General features: G+C 59.1%; 20 protein-coding genes, 1 other RNA gene and 1 pseudogene. 11 read left to right on the top strand and 11 right to left on the bottom strand.

Annotation, left to right across the window (positions count from 1 at the left end; translation table 11 throughout):
• From carB to grpE, 6 genes are all read right to left on the bottom strand, one after another.
• Nucleotides 1-3,222 (bottom strand): carbamoyl-phosphate synthase large subunit, encoded by a 3,222-nt coding sequence (gene carB, locus AC0Z4S_RS08605; protein ID WP_039759558.1) that lies wholly within the window; start codon nt 3,220-3,222, stop codon nt 1-3.
• Nucleotides 3,223-3,347: 125 nt separating this feature from the next.
• On the bottom strand, nt 3,348-4,484 hold the full coding sequence (carA, locus tag AC0Z4S_RS08600) for a glutamine-hydrolyzing carbamoyl-phosphate synthase small subunit (RefSeq protein ID WP_485622683.1): 1,137 nt from the start codon (nt 4,482-4,484) through the stop codon (nt 3,348-3,350).
• Between the two features lie 258 nt (nt 4,485-4,742).
• Entirely contained in the window at nt 4,743-5,546 is an 804-nt protein-coding gene (dapB, locus tag AC0Z4S_RS08595; protein WP_016771766.1) for a 4-hydroxy-tetrahydrodipicolinate reductase, read from the bottom strand.
• A 9-nt stretch (nt 5,547-5,555) separates the two neighbouring features.
• Complete coding sequence (gene dnaJ / locus AC0Z4S_RS08590) at nt 5,556-6,680, bottom strand: molecular chaperone DnaJ (protein ID WP_485622682.1); 1,125 nt, start codon at nt 6,678-6,680, stop codon at nt 5,556-5,558.
• A 297-nt stretch (nt 6,681-6,977) separates the two neighbouring features.
• Complete coding sequence (gene dnaK / locus AC0Z4S_RS08585) at nt 6,978-8,894, bottom strand: molecular chaperone DnaK (RefSeq protein WP_042608859.1); 1,917 nt, start codon at nt 8,892-8,894, stop codon at nt 6,978-6,980.
• A 102-nt stretch (nt 8,895-8,996) separates the two neighbouring features.
• A complete protein-coding gene (grpE, locus tag AC0Z4S_RS08580; RefSeq protein WP_039759570.1) occupies nt 8,997-9,563 on the bottom strand; it encodes a nucleotide exchange factor GrpE in 567 nt (188 codons plus the stop codon).
• A 240-nt stretch (nt 9,564-9,803) separates the two neighbouring features.
• On the opposite strand from grpE, the gene recN reads away from it, so the two are divergent.
• Nucleotides 9,804-11,477, top strand: a complete 1,674-nt coding sequence (gene recN / locus AC0Z4S_RS08575) for a DNA repair protein RecN (protein WP_485622681.1) — start codon at nt 9,804-9,806, stop codon at nt 11,475-11,477.
• Between the two features lie 76 nt (nt 11,478-11,553).
• On the opposite strand, the gene fur is transcribed toward recN, so the two are convergent.
• Nucleotides 11,554-11,958, bottom strand: coding sequence for a ferric iron uptake transcriptional regulator (fur, locus tag AC0Z4S_RS08570; protein WP_187676705.1), 405 nt, complete (start codon nt 11,956-11,958; stop codon nt 11,554-11,556).
• Between the two features lie 97 nt (nt 11,959-12,055).
• Here fur and AC0Z4S_RS08565 point away from each other — a divergent pair, with 97 nt between their 5' ends.
• Entirely contained in the window at nt 12,056-12,583 is a 528-nt protein-coding gene (locus AC0Z4S_RS08565) for an outer membrane protein assembly factor BamE (RefSeq protein ID WP_042608857.1), read from the top strand.
• A gap of 61 nt (nt 12,584-12,644) precedes the next feature.
• Here AC0Z4S_RS08565 and AC0Z4S_RS08560 read toward each other — a convergent pair whose 3' ends face one another.
• From AC0Z4S_RS08560 to AC0Z4S_RS08550, 3 genes are read right to left on the bottom strand one after another with little or no spacing between them, the layout of a single operon-like run.
• Complete coding sequence (locus tag AC0Z4S_RS08560) at nt 12,645-12,989, bottom strand: RnfH family protein (protein WP_485622680.1); 345 nt, start codon at nt 12,987-12,989, stop codon at nt 12,645-12,647.
• Nucleotides 12,952-13,386, bottom strand: a complete 435-nt coding sequence (locus AC0Z4S_RS08555; RefSeq protein ID WP_016771773.1) for a type II toxin-antitoxin system RatA family toxin — start codon at nt 13,384-13,386, stop codon at nt 12,952-12,954. The genes AC0Z4S_RS08560 and AC0Z4S_RS08555 overlap by 38 nt, the downstream gene beginning before the upstream one ends.
• A 7-nt stretch (nt 13,387-13,393) precedes the next feature.
• Complete coding sequence (locus AC0Z4S_RS08550) at nt 13,394-14,797, bottom strand: sodium-dependent transporter (protein WP_253498904.1); 1,404 nt, start codon at nt 14,795-14,797, stop codon at nt 13,394-13,396.
• Nucleotides 14,798-14,916: 119 nt separating this feature from the next.
• On the opposite strand from AC0Z4S_RS08550, the gene smpB reads away from it, so the two are divergent.
• Nucleotides 14,917-15,399, top strand: a complete 483-nt coding sequence (smpB, locus tag AC0Z4S_RS08545) for an SsrA-binding protein SmpB (RefSeq protein ID WP_007953781.1) — start codon at nt 14,917-14,919, stop codon at nt 15,397-15,399.
• A gap of 105 nt (nt 15,400-15,504) precedes the next feature.
• Here the strand turns inward: smpB and AC0Z4S_RS08540 are convergent, their stop codons facing one another.
• Nucleotides 15,505-16,272: an FCD domain-containing protein gene (locus AC0Z4S_RS08540; protein WP_016771775.1), complete on the bottom strand. Its 768-nt coding sequence runs from the start codon at nt 16,270-16,272 to the stop codon at nt 15,505-15,507.
• A gap of 263 nt (nt 16,273-16,535) precedes the next feature.
• On the opposite strand from AC0Z4S_RS08540, the gene AC0Z4S_RS08535 reads away from it, so the two are divergent.
• The 8 genes and pseudogenes from AC0Z4S_RS08535 (at nt 16,536) to AC0Z4S_RS08500 (ending at nt 26,442) form a co-directional block, all read left to right on the top strand.
• Entirely contained in the window at nt 16,536-18,230 is a 1,695-nt protein-coding gene (locus AC0Z4S_RS08535) for a lactate permease LctP family transporter (RefSeq protein WP_064364505.1), read from the top strand.
• Between the two features lie 161 nt (nt 18,231-18,391).
• Nucleotides 18,392-19,216: a (Fe-S)-binding protein gene (locus tag AC0Z4S_RS08530; protein WP_485622679.1), complete on the top strand. Its 825-nt coding sequence runs from the start codon at nt 18,392-18,394 to the stop codon at nt 19,214-19,216.
• Nucleotides 19,213-20,670, top strand: a complete 1,458-nt coding sequence (locus AC0Z4S_RS08525) for a LutB/LldF family L-lactate oxidation iron-sulfur protein (protein WP_485622678.1) — start codon at nt 19,213-19,215, stop codon at nt 20,668-20,670. The genes AC0Z4S_RS08530 and AC0Z4S_RS08525 overlap by 4 nt, the downstream gene beginning before the upstream one ends.
• Nucleotides 20,667-21,338, top strand: coding sequence for a LutC/YkgG family protein (locus AC0Z4S_RS08520; RefSeq protein WP_472509840.1), 672 nt, complete (start codon nt 20,667-20,669; stop codon nt 21,336-21,338). The genes AC0Z4S_RS08525 and AC0Z4S_RS08520 overlap by 4 nt, the downstream gene beginning before the upstream one ends.
• Nucleotides 21,335-24,145, top strand: a complete 2,811-nt coding sequence (locus AC0Z4S_RS08515) for an FAD-binding and (Fe-S)-binding domain-containing protein (protein WP_485622677.1) — start codon at nt 21,335-21,337, stop codon at nt 24,143-24,145. The genes AC0Z4S_RS08520 and AC0Z4S_RS08515 overlap by 4 nt, the downstream gene beginning before the upstream one ends.
• A 129-nt stretch (nt 24,146-24,274) precedes the next feature.
• Nucleotides 24,275-24,553, top strand: coding sequence for a hypothetical protein (locus tag AC0Z4S_RS08510; RefSeq protein WP_485622676.1), 279 nt, complete (start codon nt 24,275-24,277; stop codon nt 24,551-24,553).
• Between the two features lie 98 nt (nt 24,554-24,651).
• Nucleotides 24,652-25,040: a transfer-messenger RNA gene (ssrA, locus tag AC0Z4S_RS08505) on the top strand.
• 167 nt (nt 25,041-25,207) lie between these two features.
• Nucleotides 25,208-26,442: pseudogene (locus AC0Z4S_RS08500) on the top strand (tyrosine-type recombinase/integrase).
• The last annotated feature ends 451 nt before the right edge of the window (nt 26,443-26,893 follow it).

The following is a 26,893-nucleotide window of genomic DNA, read 5'->3' as shown; positions in this document are numbered from 1 at the left end:
TCATGCCTTCAATCCTGCGTGTAGATCCTGCAAGCGGCGCACGGTTTTTTCCGGACCGAACTTCAGCGCTTCGCAGATCGCTTCGCCCGCAGCGATGGTAGTGGTGCAGTAGATCTTGTGCTGCAAGGCGTTGCGACGAATGGAGTACGAATCGGCGATCGACTGACGACCTTCGGTGGTGTTGATGATCAGCGTGACTTCGTCATTCTTGATCATGTCGACCACGTGCGGACGACCCTCGGTCACCTTGTTCACGCGGCGCACTTTCAGGCCTGCCGCTTCGATCAGCTTGGCAGTGCCGGCAGTGGCGACCACTTCGAAGCCCAAGTTGATCAGATCACGGGCCACGCCTGCAACCAGTGGCTTGTCGTCATCGCGCACACTGATGAACGCGGTACCGCCGGTCGGCAGCACTTCGCTGGCGCCCATCTGCGCTTTGGCGAAAGCTTCACCGAAGGTGTCGCCGACGCCCATCACTTCACCGGTCGACTTCATCTCTGGGCCGAGGATCGGGTCAACGCCAGGGAATTTGGCGAACGGGAACACCGCCTCTTTCACGCTGTAGAAGTTCGGGATGATTTCCTTGGTGAAGCCGATTTCCTTCAGGGTCTTACCGGCCATTACGCGGGCAGCGATCATCGCCAGGGAAACACCGATGCACTTGGATACGAACGGCACGGTACGCGAGGCGCGCGGGTTGACTTCGATGACGTAGATGTCTTCGCCCTGCAAAGCCAATTGCACGTTCATCAGGCCGACAACGCCCAGTTCCAGGGCCATTTTCTTGACCTGTTCGCGCATCTCGTCCTGGATGTGCGCTGGGAGCGAGTACGGCGGCAGCGAGCATGCGGAGTCACCGGAGTGAACGCCCGCCTGTTCGATGTGCTGCATGATCGCGCCGATTACCACATCTTTGCCGTCGCAAACCGCGTCCACGTCCATTTCGATGGCGCAGTTGAGGAAGTGGTCGAGCAGCACCGGGCTGTCGTTGGACACTTGCACCGCGTCACGCAGATAGCGCTTGAGTTCGTCTTCCTTGTAAACGATTTCCATCGCACGGCCGCCCAGTACGTAGGACGGGCGCACCACCAGCGGATAACCGATTTTCGCGGCAGCACGAACGGCTTCGTCTTCGCTGCGCACGGTGGCGTTTGGCGGCTGACGCAGGTTCAGGCGCTCGACCATTTGCTGGAAGCGCTCGCGGTCTTCGGCACGGTCGATGGCGTCAGGGCTGGTGCCGATGATCGGCACACCAGCGGCTTCCAGCGCGCGAGCCAGTTTCAACGGAGTCTGGCCGCCGTACTGGACGATCACGCCCTTCGGTTTCTCGACGCGGCAGATTTCCAGTACGTCTTCCAGGGTTACCGGCTCGAAGTACAGACGGTCGGAAGTGTCGTAGTCGGTGGAAACGGTTTCCGGGTTGCAGTTGACCATGATGGTTTCGTAGCCGTCTTCGCGCAGGGCGAGAGCAGCGTGAACGCAGCAGTAGTCGAACTCGATGCCCTGGCCGATACGGTTCGGACCGCCACCCAGAATCATGATCTTGTCGCGACCCGACGGCGCGGCTTCGCACTCTTCCTCGTAGGTCGAGTAGAGGTAAGCGGTGTCGGTGGCGAATTCGGCGGCGCAGGTGTCAACGCGCTTGTAGACCGGGAACACTTCCAGCTTCTGACGGTGCGTGCGCAGGTTTTTCTCGGTGACGCCCAGCAGCTTGGCCAGACGCTGATCGGAGAAGCCTTTGCGCTTGAGCTTGAACATCAGGTCGCGGTCGATCGAGGACAGACCGAGGGTCTTGACCTTCTCTTCGTCCTTGATCAGATCTTCGATCTGCACCAGGAACCACGGATCGATCATGTTCATGCCGAAGATATCTTCGACCGACAGACCGGCACGGAAGGCGTCCGCCACGTACCAGATACGCTCGGCGCCCGGTACGGTGAGTTCGCGCTTGAGCACGCTCATGCTTTCCGGGTTGCTCAGGTCGAGCTTCTCGTCCAGACCGCAAACGCCGACTTCCAGACCACGCAGGGCTTTCTGCAGGGATTCCTGGAAGGTCCGGCCGATGGCCATGACTTCACCGACCGACTTCATTTGCGTGGTCAGGCGCGCGTCAGCCTTGGCGAATTTCTCGAAGGCAAAGCGTGGCAGCTTGGTCACGACGTAGTCGATCGACGGTTCGAAGGACGCCGGGGTCTTGCCGCCGGTGATGTCGTTCGACAGCTCGTCGAGGGTGTAACCCACAGCCAGTTTGGCCGCGACTTTCGCGATCGGGAAACCGGTGGCTTTCGAAGCCAGTGCCGAGGAACGCGATACACGCGGGTTCATTTCGATCACGACCATGCGGCCAGTGTTCGGGCAGATACCGAATTGAACGTTGGAACCGCCGGTCTCGACGCCGATCTCGCGCAGTACCGCCAGCGAGGCGTTACGCAGGATCTGGTATTCCTTGTCGGTCAGGGTCTGGGCTGGAGCCACGGTGATCGAGTCACCGGTGTGCACGCCCATCGGGTCGAAGTTTTCGATCGAGCAGACGATGATGCAGTTGTCCTTTTTGTCGCGGACAACTTCCATTTCATATTCTTTCCACCCGATCAGCGATTCGTCGATCAGCAGCTCTTTGGTCGGCGACAGGTCCAGACCACGGGCGCAGATTTCTTCGAACTCTTCACGGTTGTAGGCGATACCGCCACCGGTGCCGCCCATGGTGAAGGACGGACGGATGATGCACGGGAAACCGAGGGTTTCGAGAACCGCGTTGGCCTCTTCCATGCTGTGGGCAATGCCGGAACGCGGGCACGCCAGGCCGATGGATTTCATCGCCTTGTCGAAACGCGAACGATCTTCAGCCTTGTCGATGGTGTCGGCGTTGGCGCCGATCATCTCTACGCCGAACTTCTCCAGAACGCCTTCGCGCTCCAGGTCCAGGGCGCAGTTCAGTGCAGTCTGGCCGCCCATGGTCGGCAGGACGGCGTCCGGACGCTCCTTCTCGATGATCTTGGCAACGGTCTGCCACTTGATCGGCTCGATGTAGGTGGCATCGGCCATGTCCGGGTCGGTCATGATGGTGGCCGGGTTGGAGTTCACCAGGATGACGCGGTAACCCTCTTCGCGCAGGGCTTTGCAGGCCTGGGCGCCGGAGTAGTCGAATTCGCAGGCCTGGCCGATCACGATCGGGCCAGCGCCGAGAATCAGGATGCTTTTAATGTCTGTACGTTTTGGCATGGTTTGTCACTCAAATCCGCAGGTCAGTCGGCAAGCCGTCTTGATCGATTTCTGAAGTCCCGAAGGGGCCGCCGGGTGCCGGGGCCGCCCTCGCGGGCTTCTCTCTACAGTCTCAAGGCGAACGCTTAGCGTCGCTTGGCCATCTCGTTGATGAAGCGGTCGAACAGTGGCGCGACGTCGTTCGGGCCCGGGCTCGCTTCAGGGTGACCCTGGAAGCTGAACGCGCTCTTGTCGGTGCGCTCGATGCCTTGCAGGGTGCCGTCGAACAGCGACTTGTGGATCGCACGCACGTTGGCTGGCAGGGTGGCTTCGTCTACCGCAAAACCGTGGTTCTGGCTGGTGATCATAACCACGCCGGTGTCCAGGTCCTGCACAGGGTGGTTGGCACCGTGGTGGCCGTGGCCCATTTTCAGGGTCTTGGCGCCGGAGGCCAGAGCCAGCAGTTGGTGGCCGAGGCAGATGCCGAATACCGGCGTCTCGGTTTCCAGCACTTGCTTGATCGCCTGGATCGCGTAGTCGCATGGCTCCGGGTCGCCTGGGCCGTTGGACAGGAACACGCCGTCCGGCTTGAGCGCCAGCACATCGGCGGCTGGCGTCTGAGCCGGCACCACGGTGACGCGGCAGCCGCGCTCGACCAGCATGCGCAGGATGTTGACCTTGACGCCGTAGTCGTAGGCGACCACGTGGTATGGCAGCTCGGAGGCTTCGATGGTCGCGTGACTGTCGGTTTTCAGATCCCAGACAGTCGAGCGCCATTCGTATGGCTTCTGGGTGCTGACGACTTTCGCCAGGTCCATGCCCTTCAGGCCCGGGAAGCCTTGCGCAGCGGCGATGGCCGCTTCTTCGGAGATGTTGTCGCCGGCCATGATGCAGCCGTTCTGTGCGCCTTTTTCACGCAGGATGCGGGTCAGGCGACGGGTGTCGATACCAGCGATTGCCACTACATTGTTGGCTTTCAGGTAGTCGGACAGGGACATCGTGTTACGCCAGTTGCTCGCTACCAGCGGCAGGTCACGGATGACCAGGCCAGCGGACCAGACGCGGTCGGACTCGGCATCTTCCGGCGTGGTGCCGGTGTTGCCGATATGCGGGTAAGTCAGGGTAACGATCTGTTGGGCGTAGGAAGGATCGGTAAGGATTTCCTGATAGCCGGTCATTGCGGTGTTGAACACCACCTCACCAACGGTCTGACCGTCGGCTCCAATGGCTTCGCCGCGAAAAATGCTGCCATCAGCAAGGGCGAGTATGGCTGGCTTAGTCAAGAAGACCTCCCGTAAATAACGCATGAAAGGGCAATCGCAGGTTGTAAAAAAGCGGAGTGACGTATGGACACGTCACCCCGCTTCTTCACTGAAATTATTCTGCGCGCTTTTAGTGGACACACTAAAGCTGTAGCTTACAGAAAAGGCCGTTTTTGGTCCACCGCTAAAGAGCCTTAAAGGCCGGAGAATGCGACAGGTCGTCGCCAAGCGGTAAAAACCGGCGCAAAACGGGACGTTTGCGCCGGGTTCAGCAACGACTCAACGCAGGTCGAGCACGTCTTGCATGTCGTACAGGCCCGGCTCGCGACCATCCAGCCACAGCGCTGCACGCACCGCGCCCTTGGCGAAGGTCATGCGGCTCGAAGCCTTGTGGGTGATCTCGACGCGCTCGCCATCGGCAGCGAACAGCACGGTGTGATCACCGACGATATCGCCAGCACGCACGGTGGCGAAACCAATGGTTTCACGCTCACGCGCACCGGTCTGGCCTTCACGACCGTAGACCGCGACCTTCTTCAGATCACGCCCCAGGGCATCGGCAATCACTTCACCCATGCGCACGGCGGTACCCGACGGGGCATCGACCTTGTGCCGGTGATGGGCTTCCATGATCTCGATATCGACATCGTCGCCCAGCACGCGCGCAGCGGTGTCGAGCAACTTCAGGCAGAGGTTGACGCCGACGCTGAAGTTGGCGGCGAAGACGATCGGAATGTCCTTGCCCGCCTCGGCCAGCAATTGCTTCTCTTCAACACTGAAACCGGTGGTACCGATGATCATCGCTTTGCCGTGTTTGCGGCAGAACGCGAGATTTTTCAGGGTCACGGTCGGGTGGGTGAAGTCGATCAACACATCGAACTCTTCAACCACACGATCCAGATCACCGGACAGCGGCACGCCGATACGGCCCAGCGCTGCCAGCTCACCGGCATCCGCGCCAACCAGCGTGCTGTCGGGACGATCGACCGCCGCCGTCAGACCGGCACCCGGCGTCTGCTGCACCGCTTCGATCAGGGTCTTGCCCATGCGCCCGGCGGCGCCCATCACTGCAATACGTCGCATGCCGACTCCTTACAAATCGCCGAAGAAACGCTTCACACCGTCGAACCAACCGGTGGTTTTTGGCGAATGGCTGTTGTCGTCGGCCAGGGAGCTGCGGAATTCTTCCAGCAGTTCACGCTGACGACGGTTGAGGTTGACCGGCGTTTCCACAGCCACACGACACATCAGGTCGCCGGCACCGCCGCCACGCACTGGCGCAACGCCTTTGCCGCGAACGCGGAACTGCTTGCCGGTCTGCGTGCCTTCAGGGATTTTCAGTTTGACGCGACCGTCGAGGGTCGGAATTTCCAGCTCGCCGCCCAACGCTGCGTCGACGAAGCTGATCGGCACTTCGCAGAACAGGTGCTTGCCGTCACGCTGGAAGATGTCGTGCTCACGCACATTGATCACAACGTACAGGTCGCCAGTCGGCCCGCCCTGGGTACCCGCCTCGCCTTCGCCGGACAGACGAATGCGGTCGCCGGTATCAACACCGGCCGGCACTTTCACCGACAGGGTTTTGTACTCTTCGACGCGACCGTCGCCGTGGCAGGAGTCGCACGGATCGGAAATGATCTTGCCTTGGCCATGGCAGCGCGGGCAGGTCTGCTGCACCGAGAAGAAGCCCTGTTGCATGCGCACTTGGCCGATACCGCCGCAGGTCGGGCATGTCGTAGGCGAAGAACCCTTCTTGGCGCCGGAACCATCGCACGGCTTGCAGTTGACGAGCGTTGGAACGCGGATATTCACCGACGTGCCGCGCACTGCTTCTTCCAGATTCAGCTCCAGGGTGTAGCGCAGATCGCTGCCACGCTGGGCGCCGCCCCGGGAACCGCCGCGACCACCGCCGAAGAAGTCACTGAAGACATCGCCAAAGATGTCCGAGAAGTTCTGGCCACCGAAACCGGCACCGCCGCCGCCCATGCTCGGATCGACGCCGGCATGACCGTACTGGTCGTATGCCGCGCGCTTGCTGGAATCGGACAGTACTTCGTAAGCCTCATTGGCCTCTTTAAACAACTCTTCCGATGCTTTGTCATCGGGATTACGGTCCGGGTGGTGCTTCATCGCCAGACGACGATAGGCCTTCTTCAGGTCTGCTTCGCTCGCGCCCCGCTCGACACCCAATACTTCGTAATAGTCACGCTTTGCCATAAGTTCTTTGCACTCTTAAGGACGTTCGGCAAACCCCTCCTGAGCCTCGCCAAACTCGTTGAGCCCCCATTAAGGCCCGGACCCAACTCACGTCAATTCAACGATCCTGGTCTTGATTGATGCGGTATCTGCGGCGCGAAAAGCAGGAGCATTTTCAGCCATACCGCCAGCAAGCGAGCGCTGTCGCATGCTGTAAAAATTCGCGTATTCCAGATACGCCAACGCGGGAGGCAAGCTCCCGCGCGGCGACATCCTACCAGTCACCGCCGCAAGGCAGTCAACCGGGCGACCAACAACTTACTTGTGGTCTTTTACTTCTTCGAACTCGGCGTCGACAACGTCGTCAGCCTTCTCAGCCGATTCGCCTTGCGGGGCTGCGCCATCAGCTGGCTGAGCCTGTTCGGCGTACATCTTCTGAGCAACCGGAGCGGAGACTTTCGACAGCTCTTCAACCTTGGCTTCGATGGCAGCCTTGTCGTCGCCTTTGACGGCGGCTTCCAGAGCAACCACTGCTGCTTCGATTGCAGTCTTCTCTTCGGCGGTGACCTTGTCGCCCGCGTCAGCGATCATCTTGCGAGTCGAGTGCACCAGTGCATCACCCTGGTTACGGGCAGCGGCCAGTTCTTCGAACTTGCGGTCTTCCTCGGCATTCGCCTCGGCGTCACGCACCATGCGCTCGATTTCTTCGTCGGACAGACCGGAGTTGGCCTTGATCACGATCGACTGGGTCTTGCCGGTAGCCTTGTCTTTCGCGCCGACGTGCAGGATGCCGTTGGCGTCGATGTCGAAGGTCACTTCGATCTGCGGCACACCACGTGGAGCTGGTGGAATGTCGGCCAGGTCGAACTTGCCCAGCGATTTGTTCTGTGCGGCTTGCTTGCGCTCGCCCTGCAGAACGTGAATGGTCACAGCGCCCTGGTTGTCGTCGGCAGTCGAGAACACTTGCGATTTCTTGGTAGGAATCGTGGTGTTTTTCTCGATCAGCGCGGTCATCACGCCACCCATGGTTTCGATACCCAGGGTCAGCGGGCTGACGTCGAGCAGCAGCACGTCTTTAACGTCACCGGCCAGAACAGCGCCCTGAATCGCAGCACCCATGGCAACGGCTTCGTCCGGGTTGACGTCTTTACGCGCTTCTTTACCGAAGAAATCGGTAACCAGCTTCTGCACCAGCGGCATACGAGTCTGACCACCGACCAGAATCACGTCGTTGATCGCGCTGACGTCGATGCCGGCGTCTTTCATGGCAATGCGGCAAGGTTCGATGGTGCGCTGAACCAAGTCTTCAACCAGTGCTTCGAGCTTGGCACGGGAGATTTTTACGTTCAGGTGCTTAGGACCGGTCGCGTCTGCAGTGATGTACGGCAGGTTGACGTCGGTCGACTGAGCGGACGACAGCTCGATCTTGGCTTTCTCAGCGGCTTCTTTCAGGCGCTGCATGGCCAGCGGGTCACCTTTGAGGTTCATGCCGCTTTCTTTCTTGAATTCGTCAACGAGGTAGTCGATCAGACGAATGTCGAAGTCTTCACCGCCGAGGAAGGTGTCACCGTTGGTGGCCAACACTTCGAACTGGTGCTCACCGTCAACTTCAGCGATCTCGATTACGGAAACGTCGAAGGTACCGCCACCCAGATCATAAACGATCACGGTGTGATCGCCCTTGGCCTTGTCCATACCGTAAGCCAGAGCGGCTGCGGTTGGTTCGTTGATGATACGTTTTACGTCCAGACCAGCGATGCGGCCGGCGTCTTTGGTGGCCTGACGCTGGCTGTCGTTGAAGTAGGCCGGAACGGTGATCACCGCTTCGGTCACTGCCTCGCCGAGGTAGTCTTCGGCGGTCTTCTTCATCTTCTTCAGAATTTCAGCCGAGATTTGTGGCGGAGCCATTTTTTGGCCGTTCACTTCAACCCAGGCGTCGTTGTTGTCAGCCTTGACGATCTTGTAAGGGACCATCTGGATGTCTTTCTGCACAACTTCTTCGTCGAAACGACGACCGATCAGACGCTTTACTGCGTACAGGGTGTTGTGCGGATTGGTGACAGCCTGACGCTTGGCCGACTGACCTACCAGAATTTCGCCATCGTTGGCGTAAGCGATGATCGACGGCGTGGTACGCGCGCCTTCAGCGTTTTCAATAACTTTGGCTTTGCCGTTTTCCAGCACGGAGACGCAGGAGTTGGTAGTCCCCAGGTCGATACCGATAATTTTGCCCATGTTCACTCTCCCGAAACTTTGGATTTTGTTGCCGCAGCAGTGGTGGCTGACTGCGGTAGCACTTAAACGCTTGACTTCTAAATGGGGGCCTTGCGGCTAATTTCAAGCCTGCTCGTCAATCGAAGGCGAAACCGGTGCCGGCGCCTTGCTGACCACGACCATCGCCGGGCGCAACAGGCGACCATTGAGCTGGTAGCCCTTCTGGAAAACCTTCAGCACGCTGTTCGGCTCAACGTCGGCGCTTTCCTGCATGGCCATCGCCTGATGGTGAACGGCGTTGAACGGTTCGCCATGCGGATCGATCGCTTCAAGCTGATAGCGCTTGAGGGTGTCGTGGAACATTTTCAGGGTCAGCTCGATACCTTCGCGCATCGGACGGATGCTTTCGTCGTCCGGGCTCGACAGCTCGAGGCCGCGCTCCAGGCTGTCGACGATCGGCAGCAGGTCGCTGGCGAATTTTTCCAGGGCAAATTTGTGCGCCTTCTCGACGTCCTGCTCGGCACGGCGGCGAACGTTCTGCAGATCGGCAGCAACACGCAGAGACTGATCCTGCGCGGCGGCCAATTGCTCTTCGAGCACTTGCACACGGGTCGCCAGGTCGTCACCCGAACCTTCGGGCGCCTGATTGGCATCTGGGTTTTGCGTATCTACTGTCTGTTCGTCAGCCATAGAATTCTCCTTTCAATTTCTTCCGCGAGCCTGACTCGCGCTTCTGCCCCGATATATGGGGCCGCAAAATCAGGCTTCAAGGGCTGCAATCGATTGTCCCTACAAAAAAGTGCTGAATAGTCATTCTCGAATGCGCTAAGAAAACTTTTCGATCAAGCAAATCGACCTAAGCGAGGGCATTGTCAGGCCCGAACAAAACACTGTATAAATAACCAGACCTCAAGCCTGGGAGCTGCCTTTATGCTGGTGCACCTGTCCGTACACAACTACGCCATCGTCGAACATCTCGATCTCGAACTCGATCGCGGGATGAGCGTGATCACAGGGGAAACCGGCGCCGGCAAGTCGATCATGCTCGACGCTCTGGGCCTCACCCTCGGCGATCGCGCCGACAGCGGCGTGGTTCGCCCGGGCGCCGATAAAGCCGACATCCTGGCCACTTTCGATCTGGCTGATATTCCCGAAGCCAGCGCCTGGCTGGCCGAGCGTGATCTGGAAAACGATGGGCCATGCATCCTGCGCCGGGTCATCACCTCCGAAGGTCGTTCGCGCGGCTATATCAACGGCACGCCCTGCCCGCTTGGCGACCTCAAAGCCCTTGGCGAGCTGCTGATCGATATCCACAGCCAGCACGAACATCAGTCGCTGCTGAAAACCGACACCCATCGCCGCCTCCTCGACGAGTACGCTGGCGCGACCGATCTGGCGCGTCAGGTACAACTTGCCGCACAGCGCTGGCGCCAGACCCGCCAGGAACTGGAGCGCCTCTCCAACTCCGGCGATGAACAACGCGCACGTCATCAACTGCTCAGCTACCAGCTCGAAGAACTGGAAAACCTCGGGCTCGGCGAAAACGAACTCGAACAGCTGGAGCAGGAACACAAGAACCTGACCAACGCCGAAACCTTGCTGGGCATTTGCCGGCAAGTGGTCGAACAGTGCAGCGAAAGCGATTCCGGCAATGTGCTGAATGCTCTCACCGCCAGTCTCAATCGCCTGTCCAGCGTGAACAATTCGGTCGGTGCGCTGGGTGAAGCCAGCAGCCTGCTAACCAGCGCGCAGATCCAAGTAGAAGAAGCGGTCGGCGAGCTCAACCGCTTCCTCGACAACTTCGATGCCGACCCGGCTCGCCTGCAATACCTGGAAGAGCGCCTCGACGCGATCTACACCCTGGCGCGTAAACACCGGATTCAACCGACCGAAGTCGGCGAAATGCAGCAGAAGTTGCTGGATGAAATCGAAACCCTGAACGCCAACGATGAATCCATCGAGCGCCTGGGCGAAGAACTGGCGTCCTACGCCCGCCACTATCAAGAGAAGGCCTGCGAGCTCAGCGATCTTCGACATCAGGCGGCCGGTAGCCTCGCCAGTGCAGTGGAGCAGGAAATTCAGCGCTTGGGCATGCCTGGTGGCCGCTTCACTATCGAATTGAAAGCCAACAGCAGCGACGAGTTGCTGCCGAACGGGCTGGAACAGGTTGAACTGCTGGTCAGCGCCAACCCCGGCCAACCGCTCAAGGCGCTCGCCAAAGTCGCATCCGGCGGTGAGCTGTCGCGGATCAGTCTAGCGATTCAGGTGATCACCGCTCAGACCTCCCGTGTGCCAACGCTGGTATTCGACGAAGTGGACGTAGGTATCGGTGGCCCGACTGCGGAAATCGTCGGCCAGCTACTGCGGCGCCTCGGTGATCGTGGCCAGGTTCTGACCGTGACGCACTTGCCGCAAGTGGCAGCGCAGGGTCATCAACATCTGTTCGTGCACAAGGTCCGTGACGAGAAGGCGACTCACACCGCCGTCGCCAAGCTGAGCAAAAACGAACGCATCGAAGAAGTCGCGCGCATGCTCGGCGGTATTGATCTGACCAAAGAATCCCTGGCTCACGCGAAAAAAATGGTGGTGACTGCCAAGGCGTAACAAATAGTAGAAAGCACGAAGGCGACCCTTGGGTCGCCTTCGTTCGTTTCGCGAATGTGAAATTCGCGCGACATGCTTACTTTTTCTTGCGTACGTACAGCACCAGGTTGTGATCCACCAACTCGACACCGTGCTCGTCGGCAATTGCCTTCTGCAGCTTTTCGATTTCGACGCTGACGAATTCGACGACTTCACCGGTTTCCACGTTGACCATATGGTCGTGGTGGCCACCGTCAGCCAATTCGAATACCGCGTGGCCGCCGTCGAAGTTGTGGCGGACCACGAGGCCGGCCGCTTCGAACTGAGTCAGAACACGGTAAACCGTGGCCAGACCGACGTCCTCGCCAGCTTCCATCAACGCCTTGTAGACGTCCTCGGCACTCATGTGGCGCTGCTCGGTAGAGTCGAGCATTTGCAGGATCTTGACCCGTGGCAGGGTCACTTTGAGGCCGGCTTTGCGTAGTTCGCTATTTTCAACCATGGTCAGCTTTCTCGCGATGCTGCTTCGCAGCTTCTCTTAATGCGGGTATGATCGGCGTTTACGTTGTCCCAGCCAAGATAGTGGAAGTCGCCCACCGATGCAAAACACCAAGCTCTTGCTAACCAGTTTCACCTTTGTGGGACTGCTCGCACTCGCCGGTTGTTCATTCCCCGGGGTTTACAAAATCGACATCCAGCAGGGCAATGTCGTCACGCAGGACATGATAGACCAGTTACGCCCGGGAATGACCCGGCCGCAAGTACGGTTTATCATGGGCAACCCTCTGCTTGCCGACACGTTCCATGCCGATCGCTGGGATTATCTGTACAGCCTGCAACCGGGTGGCGGTGAACGCCAGCAGGAACGAATCAGCGTTATCTTCAATTCCAACGACCAGCTTGTCAGCCTGTCGGGTGACTTCATGCCCGGCGTGAGCCGTGACGAAGCCATTCTCGGCAAGGACAGCGGCACGAACGTTACCGCGCCTGCTGAAAACGCCGAGAAGCCAGAAGCTGAGAAGCCAGCCAAACCAGGCTCTTTGCTGGATCAGATCCAGAAGGACGTCGATGGTGTGGAAACCGTACCGGTTCCGACGCCAGAACCGCTGGACACCTCGCCGCAGTAATGCGCGAGGCAATAAAAAACCCGGAGATTCCGGGTTTTTTATTGCCTGCCGTTTGGCTTGGTCAAGAATTGCGAGCCTTTGCCTCGGCAGCCTTGGCGGCTCGCAAACGTCGAACCTCTTTGGGATCAGCCAGCAGCGGCCGGTAAATTTCGATGCGATCGCCGGCCTGAACGGCACGCGCATCCGCGTCAGCCACGACTTTGCCAAAAATCCCCAGCGGACATTCCGCCAGATTCAGCTCAGGAAACTCGGCTGCGATGCCCGATTCCTGCACCGCCGCCCTAACGCTAACGCCTTCAGCGACGCTGATCGTACGCAGAACCTGCCGATCAACCGCCGCGTACACAACTTCTATGTCGATCACCGGCTCAACCGTGCATCTGCTTGGCGCGCTGGCAGAAAGCATCCACCAGCTGATTGGCCGCCTGATTGAACAGTGGACCCAACGTAGCGCGCACCAGCGGCCCGGCGTAATCGAACGACAGATCCAGACTGATCTTGCAGGCCTTTTCGTTCAGCGCCTTGAATACCCAGATGCCGTGCAACTGAGTGAACGGGCCTTCTTCAAGATTCATCTCGATCGACTGCCCCGGCACCAGCGTATTGCGCGTGACGAAATGCTGACTGAGGCCGCCCTTGGCCACGCCGACACTGGCGCGCATGTGTTCCGGGGAGCTTTCCAGCACTTCGGCCTCCGAGCACCACGGCAGAAACTCCGGGTACCGCGCGACATCGTTGACCAGGTCGTAGAGAAACTGCGCCGGATACGGCAGAAGCGCGGATCGTTGGATATGTGTCGTCATGTAAGCGTTACTTCCAGAGCTGAGCGGCAAAGACTACAAGAATGCCGATAGGCGCCACGTAGCGCATCAAGAACAGGGACAGGGCAAACAGAACCGGGTTACGGATAGACAATTCATCCCGCACCGCTTCACGCCCCATCACCCATCCCGCGAACAGCACGAAACACAAGCCACCGAGGGGCAACATGATCCGCGAGGTGAAGAAATCGATCACACCGAAGAAGTCGAGACCGCTCTGCGCACCCCATTGGTAGAGGCTGAACACCCCGCCTTCGTTCACGAAAAACTTGGCTTCCTTCCAGATATTGAAGGAAAACACCGTGCCCAGACCGACAAACCAGCAGGTGAACGCCAGCCAGAAAGTCACCCACGCGCGGCTGACTTTGGTGCGCTCAACAAGGTACGCCACCATCGGTTCGAGCAGGGAGATCGCCGAACTCCAGGCCGCCACCGCGACCAGCACAAAGAACACCACGCCCATCAACTGGCCGAGAAATACGTTACCAAAAGCGAATGGCAGGCTGACGAACATCAGGCCCGGGCCTTCGCTCGGGTTCAGGCCCGCGGCGAACACAATCGGAAACAACGCCAGGCCGGCCACCAGCGATACGAAAGTATCCAGCAGCGCAACACCGACCACCGTGCCCGACAGCGAGGTGTTCTTCGGCATGTAGGCGCCGTAAATCATGATCGAGCCGACGCCAACGCTCAGCGAAAAGAACGCGTGGCCCATCGCTGGCAGCAGGCCGTCGAGGACCTTTTCCGGGTGGAAGTCGAACATGAAATGCACGCCTTCCATGAAATGCCCGGTGGTCATGCTGTAGCCCAGCAACACCAACACCATCACGAACAGCAGCGGCATCATGATCCGCAAGCTGCGCTCAAGCCCGGCGACCACACCTTTGGCGATCACGTAGGCCGACAGCAGCATAAAAATCGTGTGCCAAAGTGTCAGGCGCCATGGATTGGAGATGACATTGCCGAAATAGGCGCCGACCTGATCGGCCGTCGCGCCCTGGAAATCGCCCCGGCCCATGTCGACGATGTAGTCCAGCGACCAGCCGCCGACCACACTATAGAAAGACAGAATCAGCAGGGCCGTGATCATCCCCGCAAACGCGCCCCACGACCATTTGGCCGAGTGCCCCGCCTCCAGCGCCAGCACCTTCAGGGCGTTCGCCGGACTCTGCCGGGCGCGCCGGCCGATCAGGGTTTCCGCGAGCATGACCGGGACACCGATGAGCGCGATGCACGCCAGGAACATCAGCACGAAGGCCCCGCCACCGTAGACCCCGACCATGTAGGGGAACTTCCAGATACTACCCAGTCCCACGGCCGAACCGGTCGCGGCGAGTATGAATACCCAGCGGCTAGCCCAACTGCCGTGGACAGAAACCTTGTCTGTCGACATCGTTTATCACGCCCAAGCGTTAGAAAAAGAGGCCGCATTGTCCGGGATTCACTCAACCTGCTCAAGCACGCAGCAACACCGTAGCCGACAGCCGAACAACTCCATATAATGCCGCCCCTATGGCTAAACAGAAGAAACACCCAACAGGGACCATCGCGCAGAACAAAAAGGCGCGACACGATTACTTCATCGAGCACAAGTTCGAGGCTGGTCTGGTCCTGGCCGGCTGGGAAGTAAAAAGTCTGCGGGCGAGCAAGTTGCAGCTGGTCGACAGCTATGTCCTGCTCAAGGATGGCGAAGCGTGGTTGCTCGGCAGCCACATCACGCCGCTGATGACCGCAAGCACCCACGTCATCGCCGACCCGGTGCGCACACGCAAACTGCTGCTCAACCGCCGCGAGCTGGACAAGCTCGCCGCCGCCGTGCAGCAAAAGGGTTACGCCTGCGTCTGCCTGTCCTGGTACTGGAGCAAGCACATGGTCAAGTGCGAGATCGCTCTAGGCAAGGGCAAGAAGGAATACGACAAGCGTGACACCGAGCGCGAGCGCGATGCCGGTCGTGAACTGCAGCGTGCAGTGCGCAACAAGGGCAAGGAAGACTGATCTTCCCCCTTGAAAGCAAAGATCGCAGCCTGCGGCAGCTCCCACAGGGAAATACATATTTCTGTGTAGGAGCTGCCGCAGGCTGCGATCTTTTGCTTTGAAAAATCACATGCCCTTGCGCCGCTCCGCCCGAGCCATGCGCTGCACCTCCTGACGCACCTCTTCCAGCACTTCCTGCACATACAGAATATGTCGGCTGGACACCTCGCGCGCCTGCTCGGCACGCCCTTCGATAATCGCCAGATACAATTCGCGATGCTGCGAGATCAGCATGTCGCGGGTTTCCGTGCGCTGTTTGTACATGCCGCCAATGTTGGTCACGACGTTGCGCTTGAGCAGATCGAACAAACCACGAATGGTATGCAGCAACACCGCGTTGTGGCTGGCCTCGGCAATCGCCAGATGAAATTTCGCATCCGCCGCGCCCTCTTCCGCGCGGCTGACCTCTTCATGGCGCGAGTAGCAATCCTGCAGCTCTTCGAACGCGGCCGTCAGGCGCTCACGATCGACATCGGTGGCGCGCAAAGCGGCGTAATAGGCACACGATGCCTCCAGGGTGTGGCGAAACTCGAGCAAATCGCGCTGCGCTTCAGGATTGCTCTCAAGCAATTGCAACAGTGGATCGCTGAACGTCGAACCAAGCCCCTCCACCACATAATTGCCGCCGCCCTGGCGGCTGACCAGCAAGCCTTTGGCCGCGAGCTTCTGAATCGCCTCGCGCAACGACGGGCGTGATACGCCAAATTGTTCGGCCAGGGTGCGCTCGGCCGGCAGCCGCTCGCCTGACTTCAGCGTGCCCTCAAGGATCATCCCTTCGAGGCGCTCGACAATATCGTCAGACAAACGGCGCTGACGTATCTGATCAAAGCCCATAACTCATTTCTCCACGATCCCGACCGCTCGCCGGGCTGTCTATTCTGGCCTATCCGCGCGCCGCCGACACCTGCCAGAGGCTACTTCGCCAACGCGGATCAGTTGCCCCCTGCACCGTATCTTCGACGAAAGTTTCAGGGCGGCAAATTGACACACCTACGCCAAGGCTTTTACCCTAGCCAACAGCGCTTGTAAATTGGTCTTACCAATTATCCAAATACGCTGACAGTGCCTGACCAACAACAATTAGGGGCCACCCCACTATGCAAACCTGGCAACAGCTCTACAGCCCGCTCGGCAGTCTCGGCGTTTCCGCACTCGCGGCCGTCATTCCCATCGTGTTCTTCTTTCTCGCCCTGGCGGTGTTCCGCCTCAAAGGCCATGTGGCCGGCAGCATCACCCTTGCGCTTTCGATTGCCGTGGCGATTTTCGCCTTCCAGATGCCGGTGGACATGGCGTTCGCCGCCGCCGGTTATGGTTTCGCTTACGGCCTGTGGCCGATTGCCTGGATCATTGTCGCGGCAGTGTTCCTCTACAAGCTGACGGTGAAGAGCGGTCAGTTCGAGGTGATCCGCAGCTCGGTTCTGTCGATCACCGATGACCAGCGCTTGCAGGTGTTGCTGATCGGTTTCTGCTTCGGCGCATTTCTGGAAGGTGCCGCCGGATTCGGCGCGCCGGTCGCGATTACTGCCGCACTCCTTGTAGGACTGGGCTTCAATCCGCTGTACGCCGCCGGCCTGTGCCTGATCGCTAACACCGCTCCAGTCGCGTTCGGCGCGCTGGGGATTCCGATCATCGTTGCGGGCCAGGTCACTGGCATCGACGCCTTCAAGATCGGCGCCATGACCGGTCGCCAGCTGCCACTGCTGTCGCTGTTCGTGCCGTTCTGGCTGGTGTTCATGATGGACGGCCTGCGCGGTGTGCGCGAAACCTGGCCGGCCGCGCTGGTGGCAGGTCTGAGTTTCGCCATCACCCAATACTTCACCTCCAACTTCATCGGCCCGGAACTGCCGGACATCACCTCGGCGCTGGCCAGCCTGATTTCCCTGACCCTGTTCCTCAAGGTCTGGCAACCACGCCGCGCCGCCGGCCAGCACATCGTCGGCGCCGTGTCGGCTTCGGTGGTCAGCGCCAGCGTCGGCGGTTTCGGCCAGAAGCGCACCACCGTGGCTTCGCCCTACAGCCTCGGGGAAATTTTCAAAGCCTGGTCGCCGTTCCTGATCCTCACCGTACTGGTGACCATCTGGACGTTGAAGCCTTTCAAAGCAATGTTCGCTGCGGGCGGTTCGATGTACAGCTGGGTGTTCAACTTTGCGATTCCGCACCTTGATCAACTGGTGATCAAGACTGCACCGATCGTGGCCAACCCGACCGCCATTCCTGCGGTGTTCAAACTCGACCCGATTTCCGCCACCGGCACGGCGATTTTCTTCTCCGCGCTGATTTCGATGCTGGTGCTGAAGATTGATTTCAAAACTGGTCTGACCACTTTGAAAGAGACTTTCTACGAACTGCGCTGGCCGATCCTGTCGATCGGCATGGTGCTGGCGTTCGCCTTTGTCACCAACTACTCCGGCATGTCTTCGACCATGGCCCTGGTGCTGGCCGGTACCGGCGCGGCGTTCCCGTTCTTCTCGCCGTTCCTCGGTTGGCTGGGCGTGTTCCTCACCGGCTCGGATACTTCGTCGAATGCGCTGTTCAGTTCGTTGCAAGCGACCACCGCCCACCAGATCGGCGTCAACGACACCTTGCTGGTGGCGGCCAATACCAGCGGCGGCGTGACCGGCAAGATGATCTCGCCACAATCGATCGCCGTGGCGTGTGCCGCTACCGGTCTGGTCGGCAAGGAATCCGATCTCTTCCGCTTCACGCTCAAGCACAGCCTATTCTTTGCAACGATTGTCGGTTTGATCACCTTGGCTCAGGCCTACTGGTTCACCGGCATGCTGGTGCACTAAAACCTACAAGACGCCTACAAGAAAGACGGAAATAACCGACGCCGGCCCGCGATCCGGCGTCAGCAATTCACCACCGGGTCTGTAAGGCTGCTGAAAGCAATGCGCTTTATATTCGGCAGCCGCAGCAGACGGATAACCGGGCCCACCCGGAGACACGCCTGATGAGCGAGCTTTTCTACAACGCTGTGCCGAACGCGACCCGCGTGGCACCGCCACTGCCCGAACCTCGGCAATACCCCAGCGAAAAACCGTCGCGGGTCTATCTGTTCGGCACGTGTGTGGTCGACCTGTTCTACCCCGAAGCCGGGATGGACGCGATCCATCTGCTGGAGCGTGAAGGGATCCGGGTCGAGTATCCGCAAGGGCAGAGTTGCTGCGGCCAACCAGCCTACACCTCGGGTTACACCGAGCAGGCGCGCACGGTAGCGCGCTCGCAACTGGCACTGTTTTCCGGGGATTATCCGGTGGTGGTGCCGTCGGGTTCCTGCGCCGGCATGCTGCGCGAGCATTACGCCGACTTGTTCAGGGACGAGCCGGAAACGTTGAAACAGGTGCAGGCTCTCGCAGCACGCACCTATGAACTGGCCGAGTTTCTGCTGTTCGTCTGCAAGGTGCAGCTCAAGGACAGCGGCGAACCGGTCAAAGTCGCGCTGCACACGTCGTGTTCGGCACGCCGCGAAATGAACACCCACCTGCACGGCCGCGAGTTGTTGGCGCAGTTGAGCAATGTGGAACGGGTCAATCACGACCACGAAAGCGAATGCTGTGGCTTCGGTGGGACATTCAGCGTCCGTATGCCAGACATTTCCGGGGCGATGGTGGCTGACAAGACCCGCGCACTGAAGGAGTCCGGCGCACACAAGGTACTGAGTGCCGACTGTGGCTGTTTGATGAATATCAACGGCGCGCTGGAGAAACAGCAGGAAGCGCTGCGCGGGCAACATCTGGCGAGCTTCCTCTGGCAACGAACCGGAGGTGCGCAATGAGCACCTCAGCGATTATTCCTACGGTCGCCGTAGAAGAAGATTTCCGCACCCGGGCACACAACGCCTTGGGTGATCAGCAGCTGCGGAACAACTTCCGCACTGCCATGGACTCACTGATGACCAAGCGGGCAGCGGCTTTCAGCGATGCCCACGAAAGAGAACACTTGCGCGCACTGGGCAATTCGATCAAGGCCCGCGCGCTGTCCAGGTTGCCCGACCTGCTCGAGCAACTGGAACAGAACCTGACCCGCAACGGTGTGACAGTGCACTGGGCGGAAACGGTGGACGAAGCCAATGGCATCGTCTTATCGATCATCCGCGCTCACGAGGCGCGGCAAGTGATCAAGGGCAAATCGATGGTCAGCGAAGAGATGGAGATGAACCATTTCCTCGAGGCTCGGGACATTGAATGTCTGGAGTCCGACATGGGGGAGTACATCGTCCAGCTCGACCACGAGAAGCCTTCACACATCATTATGCCGGCGATCCACAAGAATGCCGGTCAGGTCGCGTCCTTGTTCCACGACAAACTTGGCGTGGAATACACCAAGGACGTTGACCAACTCATTCAGATCGGTCGCAGGGTCCTGCGGCAGAAATTCTTCGAAGCCGACATCGGCGTCTCCGGCGTCAACTTCGCCGTGGCCGAAACCGGCACCCTGCTGCTGGTGGAAAACGAAGGCAACGGGCGCATGACCACCACCGTGCCGCCGGTGCATATCGCCGTCACCGGCATCGAAAAAGTCGTGGAAAACCTGCGCGACGTGGTGCCGCTGCTGTCACTGCTGACGCGCTCGGCGCTGGGCATTCCGATCACCACCTACGTCAACATGATCTCCGGCCCGCGCAAGAAACATGAACTCGACGGCCCGCAGGAAGTGCATCTGGTGCTGCTCGACAACGGTCGCAGCCAGGCCTTCGCCGACAGTGAATTACGCCAGACCCTGAACTGCATCCGCTGCGGCGCCTGCATGAATCATTGCCCGGTGTACACCCGCGTCGGCGGCCACACCTATGGCGAGGTCTACCCCGGGCCGATCGGCAAAATCATCACCCCACACATGGTCGGCCTGGCCAAGGTTCCGGACCACCCGAGCGCGTCTTCACTGTGCGGCGCCTGCGGTGAAGTCTGCCCGGTAAAGATCCCAATCCCGGCGATCCTGCGCCGTCTGCGCGAAGAAAACGTCAAAGCCCCGGACGCGCCGAATCAGGTGATGCGCGGCCAGGGCAGCAAATATTCGCGCAAGGAGCGTTTTATCTGGAACGCTTGGGCGAAGCTCAACAGCTCGCCGACGCTGTACCGAATCTTTGCTTTTTTCGCCACGCGGCTGCGCGGGCTGACACCCAGCAAAGTCGGCCCGTGGACGCAAAATCACAGCGCACCAAAACCCGCCGCGCGTTCGTTGCATGACATGGCCCGCGAGCATCTGGGCAAACAGGGAGAGCGTCGATGAGCGCCAAGCAAAATATCCTCGGCAAGCTGCGGAAAAGTCTGACCGGCACCACGCCGATCGCCGACACCTTTGACGTCGATCTGGTCACCCAGCCCTACACCTACAGCGCCGAGCAACGCATCCCGCAACTGCGCAAACTGATGGAAGCGGTGCACACCGAAATCCACCTGACCTCGGGCGCCGAGTGGCCGGCATTACTGGCGCAACTGCTGCGCGACCGCCAGTTGCCGAGCCTGCTGATCGCTCCGACTACACCGCACGGGCAACGCATCACACAGCACTGGGCGAACAATCCCGAGCTGCCAGCACTGAAATCCTACGACCGGCCGATGGAAGAGTGGAAAGCCGAGCTGTTCAACGACACCCCGGCCAGCCTTACCGGCACCCTCGGTGCGATCGCCGCGACCGGCAGCCTGATCATTTGGCCAACCCGTGAAGAGCCACGCTTGATGAGCCTGGTGCCGCCGGTGCATTTCGCCCTGCTCAAGGCCAGCGAAATCCGCGACAACTTCTATCAAGTGCAAGAGGAATTCGAATGGGCGCAAGGCATGCCGACCAACGCGCTGCTGGTCTCCGGCCCGTCGAAAACCGCCGATATTGAACAGGTCCTCGCCTATGGCGCGCATGGCCCGAAAGATCTGGTCGTGCTGATTCTGGAGGATCAATGAGTCTTCCTGCTGCTTTCCTGCGTGATGCCGAGCGACTGATTCCAGCAGACCGGCGCTTCGACGATCCGCTGTCGACCCTGGCCTTTGGTACCGACGCCAGTTTCTATCGACTGATCCCGAAACTGGTGATCCGCGTCGAGTCTGAAGACGAAGTCGTGGCGCTGCTGCAACTGGCCCAGCGCGACAAGGTGCCGGTGACCTTCCGCGCCGCCGGCACCAGCCTGTCCGGGCAGGCGATCAGCGATTCCGTGCTGATCGTGCTTGGGGATAACTGGAACGCCCGCGAGATTCGCGGCCAGGGCACGCAGATCCGCCTGCAACCAGGAGTGATCGGCGCGCAGGCCAACGCCTGGCTGGCACCGTTCGGGCGCAAGATCGGCCCGGATCCGGCGTCGATCAATGCCTGCAAGATCGGCGGCATCGTCGCCAACAACGCCAGCGGCATGTGCTGCGGTACCGCGCAAAACACCTATCACACCTTGGCCGGGATTCGTCTGGTGCTGGCCGACGGCACACGCCTCGAAACCGAAGACCCCGTCAGCGTCGCGGCATTTCGCTCAAGCCACGGCGAACTGCTCGAACGCTTGGCGACTTTAGGTCGCGAGACCCGCGCCAATGCCGAACTGGCCGCGAGAATTCGCCACAAATACCGTCTGAAAAATACCACCGGTCTGTCGCTGAATGCCCTGGTGGATTTCGACGAGCCTGTGGATATCTTGAGCCACCTGCTGGTCGGCTCCGAGGGCACCCTTGGCTTTATCAGCGCGGTGACTTACGACACCGTTGTCGATCACCCGAACAAGGCCTCGGCGCTCATCGTCTTCCCTGATGTCGAGACTTGCTGCAACGCGGTCACCGTGCTGAAAAGCCAACCGGTATCCGCAGTGGAACTGCTCGACCGACGTAGTCTGCGTTCCGTGCAGGACAAAAAAGGCATGCCCGCTTTCGTACAGCGGCTGTCGGAAAATGCCTGCGCGCTGCTGATCGAATCCCGCGCCGCCTCGTCGACATTGCTGCAGGAACAACTGGCGCAAATCATGGCGTCGCTGCGCGATTTCCCCGTGGAGAAGCAGGTCGATTTCACCGAAGACCCGGTGGAAAACGCGCGACTCTGGGCCATCCGCAAAGACACCTTCCCCGCCGTCGGCGCCGTGCGTAAAACCGGCACCACAGTGATCATCGAAGACGTGACCTTCCCGGTCGAACAACTGGCGATCGGCGTCAATCGCCTGATTGAGCTGTTCGACAAACATGCCTACGACGAAGCGATCCTTTTCGGACACGCACTGGAAGGCAATCTGCACTTCGTCTTCACCCAGGGCTTCAACAGCCCGAAAGAAATCGCACGCTACCAAGCGTTCATGGACGACGTCGCGCAACTGGTCGCGGTGGAATTCGGCGGCTCGCTGAAGGCCGAACACGGCACCGGCCGCAACATGGCGCCGTTCGTCGAACTGGAATGGGGCAGCGACGCCTATCAACTGATGTGGCAGCTCAAACGCCTGCTCGACCCGAACGGCATTCTCAATCCGGACGTGGTGCTCAGCGAGGATCCGCAGATCCACCTCAAGCACCTGAAACCACTGCCGGCGGCGGACGAGATTGTGGATAAGTGCATCGAGTGCGGCTTTTGCGAACCGGTCTGCCCATCGAAAGGCCTGACCCTGAGCCCGCGCCAGCGCATCGTCATCTGGCGCGATATCCAGGCGAAAAAACGTGCCGGCGTCGACACCAGCGAACTGGAAAAAGCCTACGACTACCAAGGCATAGACACCTGCGCCGCGACCGGTCTGTGTGCGCAACGCTGCCCTGTAGGCATCAACACCGGCGAGCTGGTGAAAAAACTCCGCGGCCGACACGCCACGCACCAGAAAACCGCTGACTGGATTGAAGGAAATTTCGCCAAAACCCTGCAAGGCGCTCGCTTCACCCTGCACGTCGCCAACGGCGCGCGGATGATGCTCGGGGCACCGCGTCTGGCGAAGCTGTCGGCAACGCTTACGCGCTTGTCCAAAGGCCAGGTCCCGCTATGGACCAACGCCATGCCACAACCGGAAAAAGCCATTCGCTTCAGTCCGAGCGTTTCGGACGAGCGCCCGCGCGTGGTTTATCTGGCTGCTTGCGTCTCGCGGGTCATGGGCCCGGCGGCGGGTGACAAAGAACAGATGTCGCTGTACGACAAAACCCGTGGCCTGCTGGAAAAAGCCGGTTACCAGGTAGTCTTTCCCGACAACCAGGACAACCTCTGCTGCGGCCAGCCGTTCGCCTCCAAAGGCTACGCCGAACAGGCTGAGCGCAAGCGCCAAGAGCTGATCAGCGCCCTACTCCACGCCAGTCGCGGCGGCCTCGATCCAATCTACTGCGACACCAGCCCATGTACGCTGCGGCTGGTTCAGGACATCGGCGAAACGCGACTGGATCTGTACGATCCGGTGCGCTTCATCCGTACGCATCTGCTGGATCGTCTGGACTTCACACCCCAGCAAGCGCCAATTGCCGTGCACGTGACCTGCAGCACTCAACACTTGGGCGAAAGCCAGGCGCTGATCGATCTGGCGCGCAAATGCAGCAACACCGTGGTGATTCCCGAAGGCATACATTGCTGCGGATTTGCCGGCGACAAAGGCTTCACCACACCGGAGCTGAACAGCCATTCGCTGCGTACGCTCAAGGACGCCGTGCAGCACTGCAGCGAGGGGATTTCCACCAGCCGCACCTGCGAAATCGGCCTGACCCAGCACGGTGGAATCGACTACCACGGGCTGGTTTATCTGGTGGATCGGGTGACGCAGGCAAAAGTCGTCTGAAGAAAAATAGAACTCTTGAGCGAAGCGGCAATCCACAGAACAGGCCCCGACAAATCGGGGCTTTTCCTCCATTCGGTGGCTCGCCCAGCGGTCAGCGAAGCCTGGATCCCTCAGTTCAAGGAGATACACATGAAGCGTTCTGTACTGTTAGGTCTGTTCGTTACTGCCTCGATGATGGCGTCCACTTCGTTCGCCGCAGACAAGCCTGCCGATCTGTGTGATGCCAACATCCAGACGATCAACAACGCCAAAGGGCAGTTGTCGTCGAATCCGGAGTTGAGCCAGCGCGCCGAAGCCAGCGTAAGCAGGGCCCACGCGCTCAAAGCCGAAGGCAAAATCGACGACTGCGTTGCGGAAACCTCGCAAACCATCGTGGAACTGCGCAAAGCCACCGGCACCAACAACTGATCCATGCTGACGGGCCAACCTGCGGGTTGGCCTCGTCGGCAGATTGACGTACACTGTGCACGCTTGTTGCCCGATCAGATTCACCGGGCAATGAGTTCGGGGCCGTTTAGGATTCGACGCCGGTTGCGAAACTCTAGGTGCATGCCGACTTGGTAACAGAAGTCGTAAATCCACTGTTGCAACTACTTATAGTTGCCAATGACGACCAATACGGTGTTGCTCTCGCTGCTTAATTGCAGCTGACAATGCTCCTGGTACCTTCGGGTCCAGCAATCATCAGGGGATGTCTGTAAACCCGAAATGATTGTCATATAGAACAGAATCGCCGTGCAGTACGTTGTGGACGAAGCGGCTAAAACTTACACAACTCGCCCAAAGCACCCTGCCCGTCGGGTCGCTGAGGGTTAACTTAATAGACACGGCTACGCATGTAGTACCGACAGCGGAGTACTGGCGGACGGGGGTTCAAATCCCCCCGGCTCCACCAAATAGCAATCTAGACCTGTCTCAGACAGTCTTCGAAACACCCCAAGAAGCCCGCCCTGTGCGGGCTTTCTTGTTTCTGGCTATCCGTCCTTGTCTACCCCTATCCCAATGCGCGCTGTATCCTTTCGTGTACCTCGGATACAGATTGAAACTGATGGGTACAAGGAAATGAAAAGGACTGAAATCAAACGGCGCCCTCTCGCTGACACAGTCATAGCGAGCCTGGAAGCTGACTCCAAGGAGTACCGCGAGCACGATGGGAACAACGTGTACCTCCGTGTCCGGCCGGACGGGAAGAAGTCTTGGCAGCTTCGCTACAAGAAAGCTGACGGGAAGTGGTCATGGATAGGGTTGGGCAGTTATCCAATGGTCTCTGGATCTGCTGCGCGACAGAAAGCAGCTGACATGCGGGCAAGCACTGCTGATGGGAGCAACCCATTGGCAACAATGCGGGCCCGAAAAGCCGCTGCGTTGGAAAGCGCCAGTAATACCTTCGAAAAACCGCTCGGGAATGGTATGCGTCGAAACGTAAAGGCTGGACCGCAGGAACAGCAGTCCGAACCATCGGCGCACTGGAGCTGCATGTCTTCCCGGTTTTCGGAACTCGCTCGTACCGCGAAATTCTTCCAATGGAATGGATGGACTTTCTTCGCTCAATGGAGCGGAAAGGAATCATTGAGCAGACCAGCCGCGTAAGAGGAATGTGTCGTGAGATTTACGACCTCGCGAGGGTAACCGGGCGGGCAACACACAACCCGCTGGAAGGCTTGCACAAATTTCTGCAGACGAAGCCAGCAGAAAACTACGCTCATGTATCTTCAGAAGAATTGCCTCCTGTCCTCCGAGCAATCCGTGCTTATCCAAGCGCTATCGATATCCGTATTGGGCTTCACTTGCTCTCCATGCTGGCCTGCCGTCCTTCTGAAATTCGCGAAGCACGATGGTCGGAGTTTGATCTAAAAAAAGCTGTTTGGACGATCCCAGCAGAGCGAATGAAACGGCGTCGAGAACACCTGGTGCCACTACCTCACCAAGCAGTAACTCTGCTGAGGGACCTGTATGTTTTGACTGGCAACTATCAGCTTCTTTTCCCTGGCCGTAGCGATACAACCAAAGCACACTCTAATACTGTCTTCTTAATGGCATTACGTCGCTTGGGCTATGAAGGTCGTCAAACTGGCCATGGATTCCGACACATTGCGAGTACGATCCTTAACGAGCACGGCTTTGATGAAAACCATATTGAAGCCCAGCTTTCTCATATGAAGGATGGGGTTGCGGGTGTTTACAACCAAGCTGTGTACTTAAAACAGCGCACGACCATGATGCAGTGGTACGCCGATTACCTAGATCACTTAGCTGCTGGAAGTGTCGCTCACGGAGATTTCGGCGAGGTGGTATGAGCAGGCATCCACAACCCCGTCCAAAATTAGTGTAACGCGTGTAACCCGTGTAACGACCTCCGCCAAACGCCCGAATTCATTGGTTCTTCCAGTGGTTACACGTTTGAACGGGATCGCGTACACCCGGTGTAACCATGACTAACCGTGTAACGCCGGATAGCACCACTTCACTGGTGGCCACATGTGGCTGAGACTTGAATGTCGCTCGCTGGTAACGACAGAAAACATGGGGCGGGGGGCTGAATTTCAGAAATTGAGAAACTGCAGAGAGAGAGTCAAAAACTCCGTAATAAAGTACCGTTTGTGTAAAAAATTGTGAAAAACGCGTTTCGCTTTTCATTTTTTCCACTGTATAGAAAACCAGTAGGACATGGTGGGACGGCCCGGCAAAAAATGAAAACTTTGTCGCGAACATGCTGACTTTACTTGCCACTAAACGAAACACTGCTTC

The sequence above is a fragment of the Pseudomonas sp. 1L-B-1-E-C1 genome, assembly GCF_057291835.1.
The sequence above is the reverse complement of the archived record's forward strand: the minus strand, read 5'-3'. Positions and strand labels throughout refer to the sequence as shown.

Coding starts and splice junctions, on each gene's coding strand:
- carB (WP_039759558.1), bottom strand. CDS start 3,222: ATGCCAAAACGTACAGACATTAAAAGCATCCTGATTCTCGGCGCTGGC.
- dapB (WP_016771766.1), bottom strand. CDS start 5,546: ATGCGACGTATTGCAGTGATGGGCGCCGCCGGGCGCATGGGCAAGACC.
- dnaJ (WP_485622682.1), bottom strand. CDS start 6,680: ATGGCAAAGCGTGACTATTACGAAGTATTGGGTGTCGAGCGGGGCGCG.
- dnaK (WP_042608859.1), bottom strand. CDS start 8,894: ATGGGCAAAATTATCGGTATCGACCTGGGGACTACCAACTCCTGCGTC.
- grpE (WP_039759570.1), bottom strand. CDS start 9,563: ATGGCTGACGAACAGACAGTAGATACGCAAAACCCAGATGCCAATCAG.
- recN (WP_485622681.1), top strand. CDS start 9,804: ATGCTGGTGCACCTGTCCGTACACAACTACGCCATCGTCGAACATCTC.
- fur (WP_187676705.1), bottom strand. CDS start 11,958: ATGGTTGAAAATAGCGAACTACGCAAAGCCGGCCTCAAAGTGACCCTG.
- AC0Z4S_RS08565 (WP_042608857.1), top strand. CDS start 12,056: ATGCAAAACACCAAGCTCTTGCTAACCAGTTTCACCTTTGTGGGACTG.
- AC0Z4S_RS08560 (WP_485622680.1), bottom strand. CDS start 12,989: ATGCTTTCTGCCAGCGCGCCAAGCAGATGCACGGTTGAGCCGGTGATC.
- AC0Z4S_RS08555 (WP_016771773.1), bottom strand. CDS start 13,386: ATGACGACACATATCCAACGATCCGCGCTTCTGCCGTATCCGGCGCAG.
- AC0Z4S_RS08550 (WP_253498904.1), bottom strand. CDS start 14,797: ATGTCGACAGACAAGGTTTCTGTCCACGGCAGTTGGGCTAGCCGCTGG.
- smpB (WP_007953781.1), top strand. CDS start 14,917: ATGGCTAAACAGAAGAAACACCCAACAGGGACCATCGCGCAGAACAAA.
- AC0Z4S_RS08540 (WP_016771775.1), bottom strand. CDS start 16,272: ATGGGCTTTGATCAGATACGTCAGCGCCGTTTGTCTGACGATATTGTC.
- AC0Z4S_RS08535 (WP_064364505.1), top strand. CDS start 16,536: ATGCAAACCTGGCAACAGCTCTACAGCCCGCTCGGCAGTCTCGGCGTT.
- AC0Z4S_RS08530 (WP_485622679.1), top strand. CDS start 18,392: ATGAGCGAGCTTTTCTACAACGCTGTGCCGAACGCGACCCGCGTGGCA.
- AC0Z4S_RS08525 (WP_485622678.1), top strand. CDS start 19,213: ATGAGCACCTCAGCGATTATTCCTACGGTCGCCGTAGAAGAAGATTTC.
- AC0Z4S_RS08520 (WP_472509840.1), top strand. CDS start 20,667: ATGAGCGCCAAGCAAAATATCCTCGGCAAGCTGCGGAAAAGTCTGACC.
- AC0Z4S_RS08515 (WP_485622677.1), top strand. CDS start 21,335: ATGAGTCTTCCTGCTGCTTTCCTGCGTGATGCCGAGCGACTGATTCCA.
- AC0Z4S_RS08510 (WP_485622676.1), top strand. CDS start 24,275: ATGAAGCGTTCTGTACTGTTAGGTCTGTTCGTTACTGCCTCGATGATG.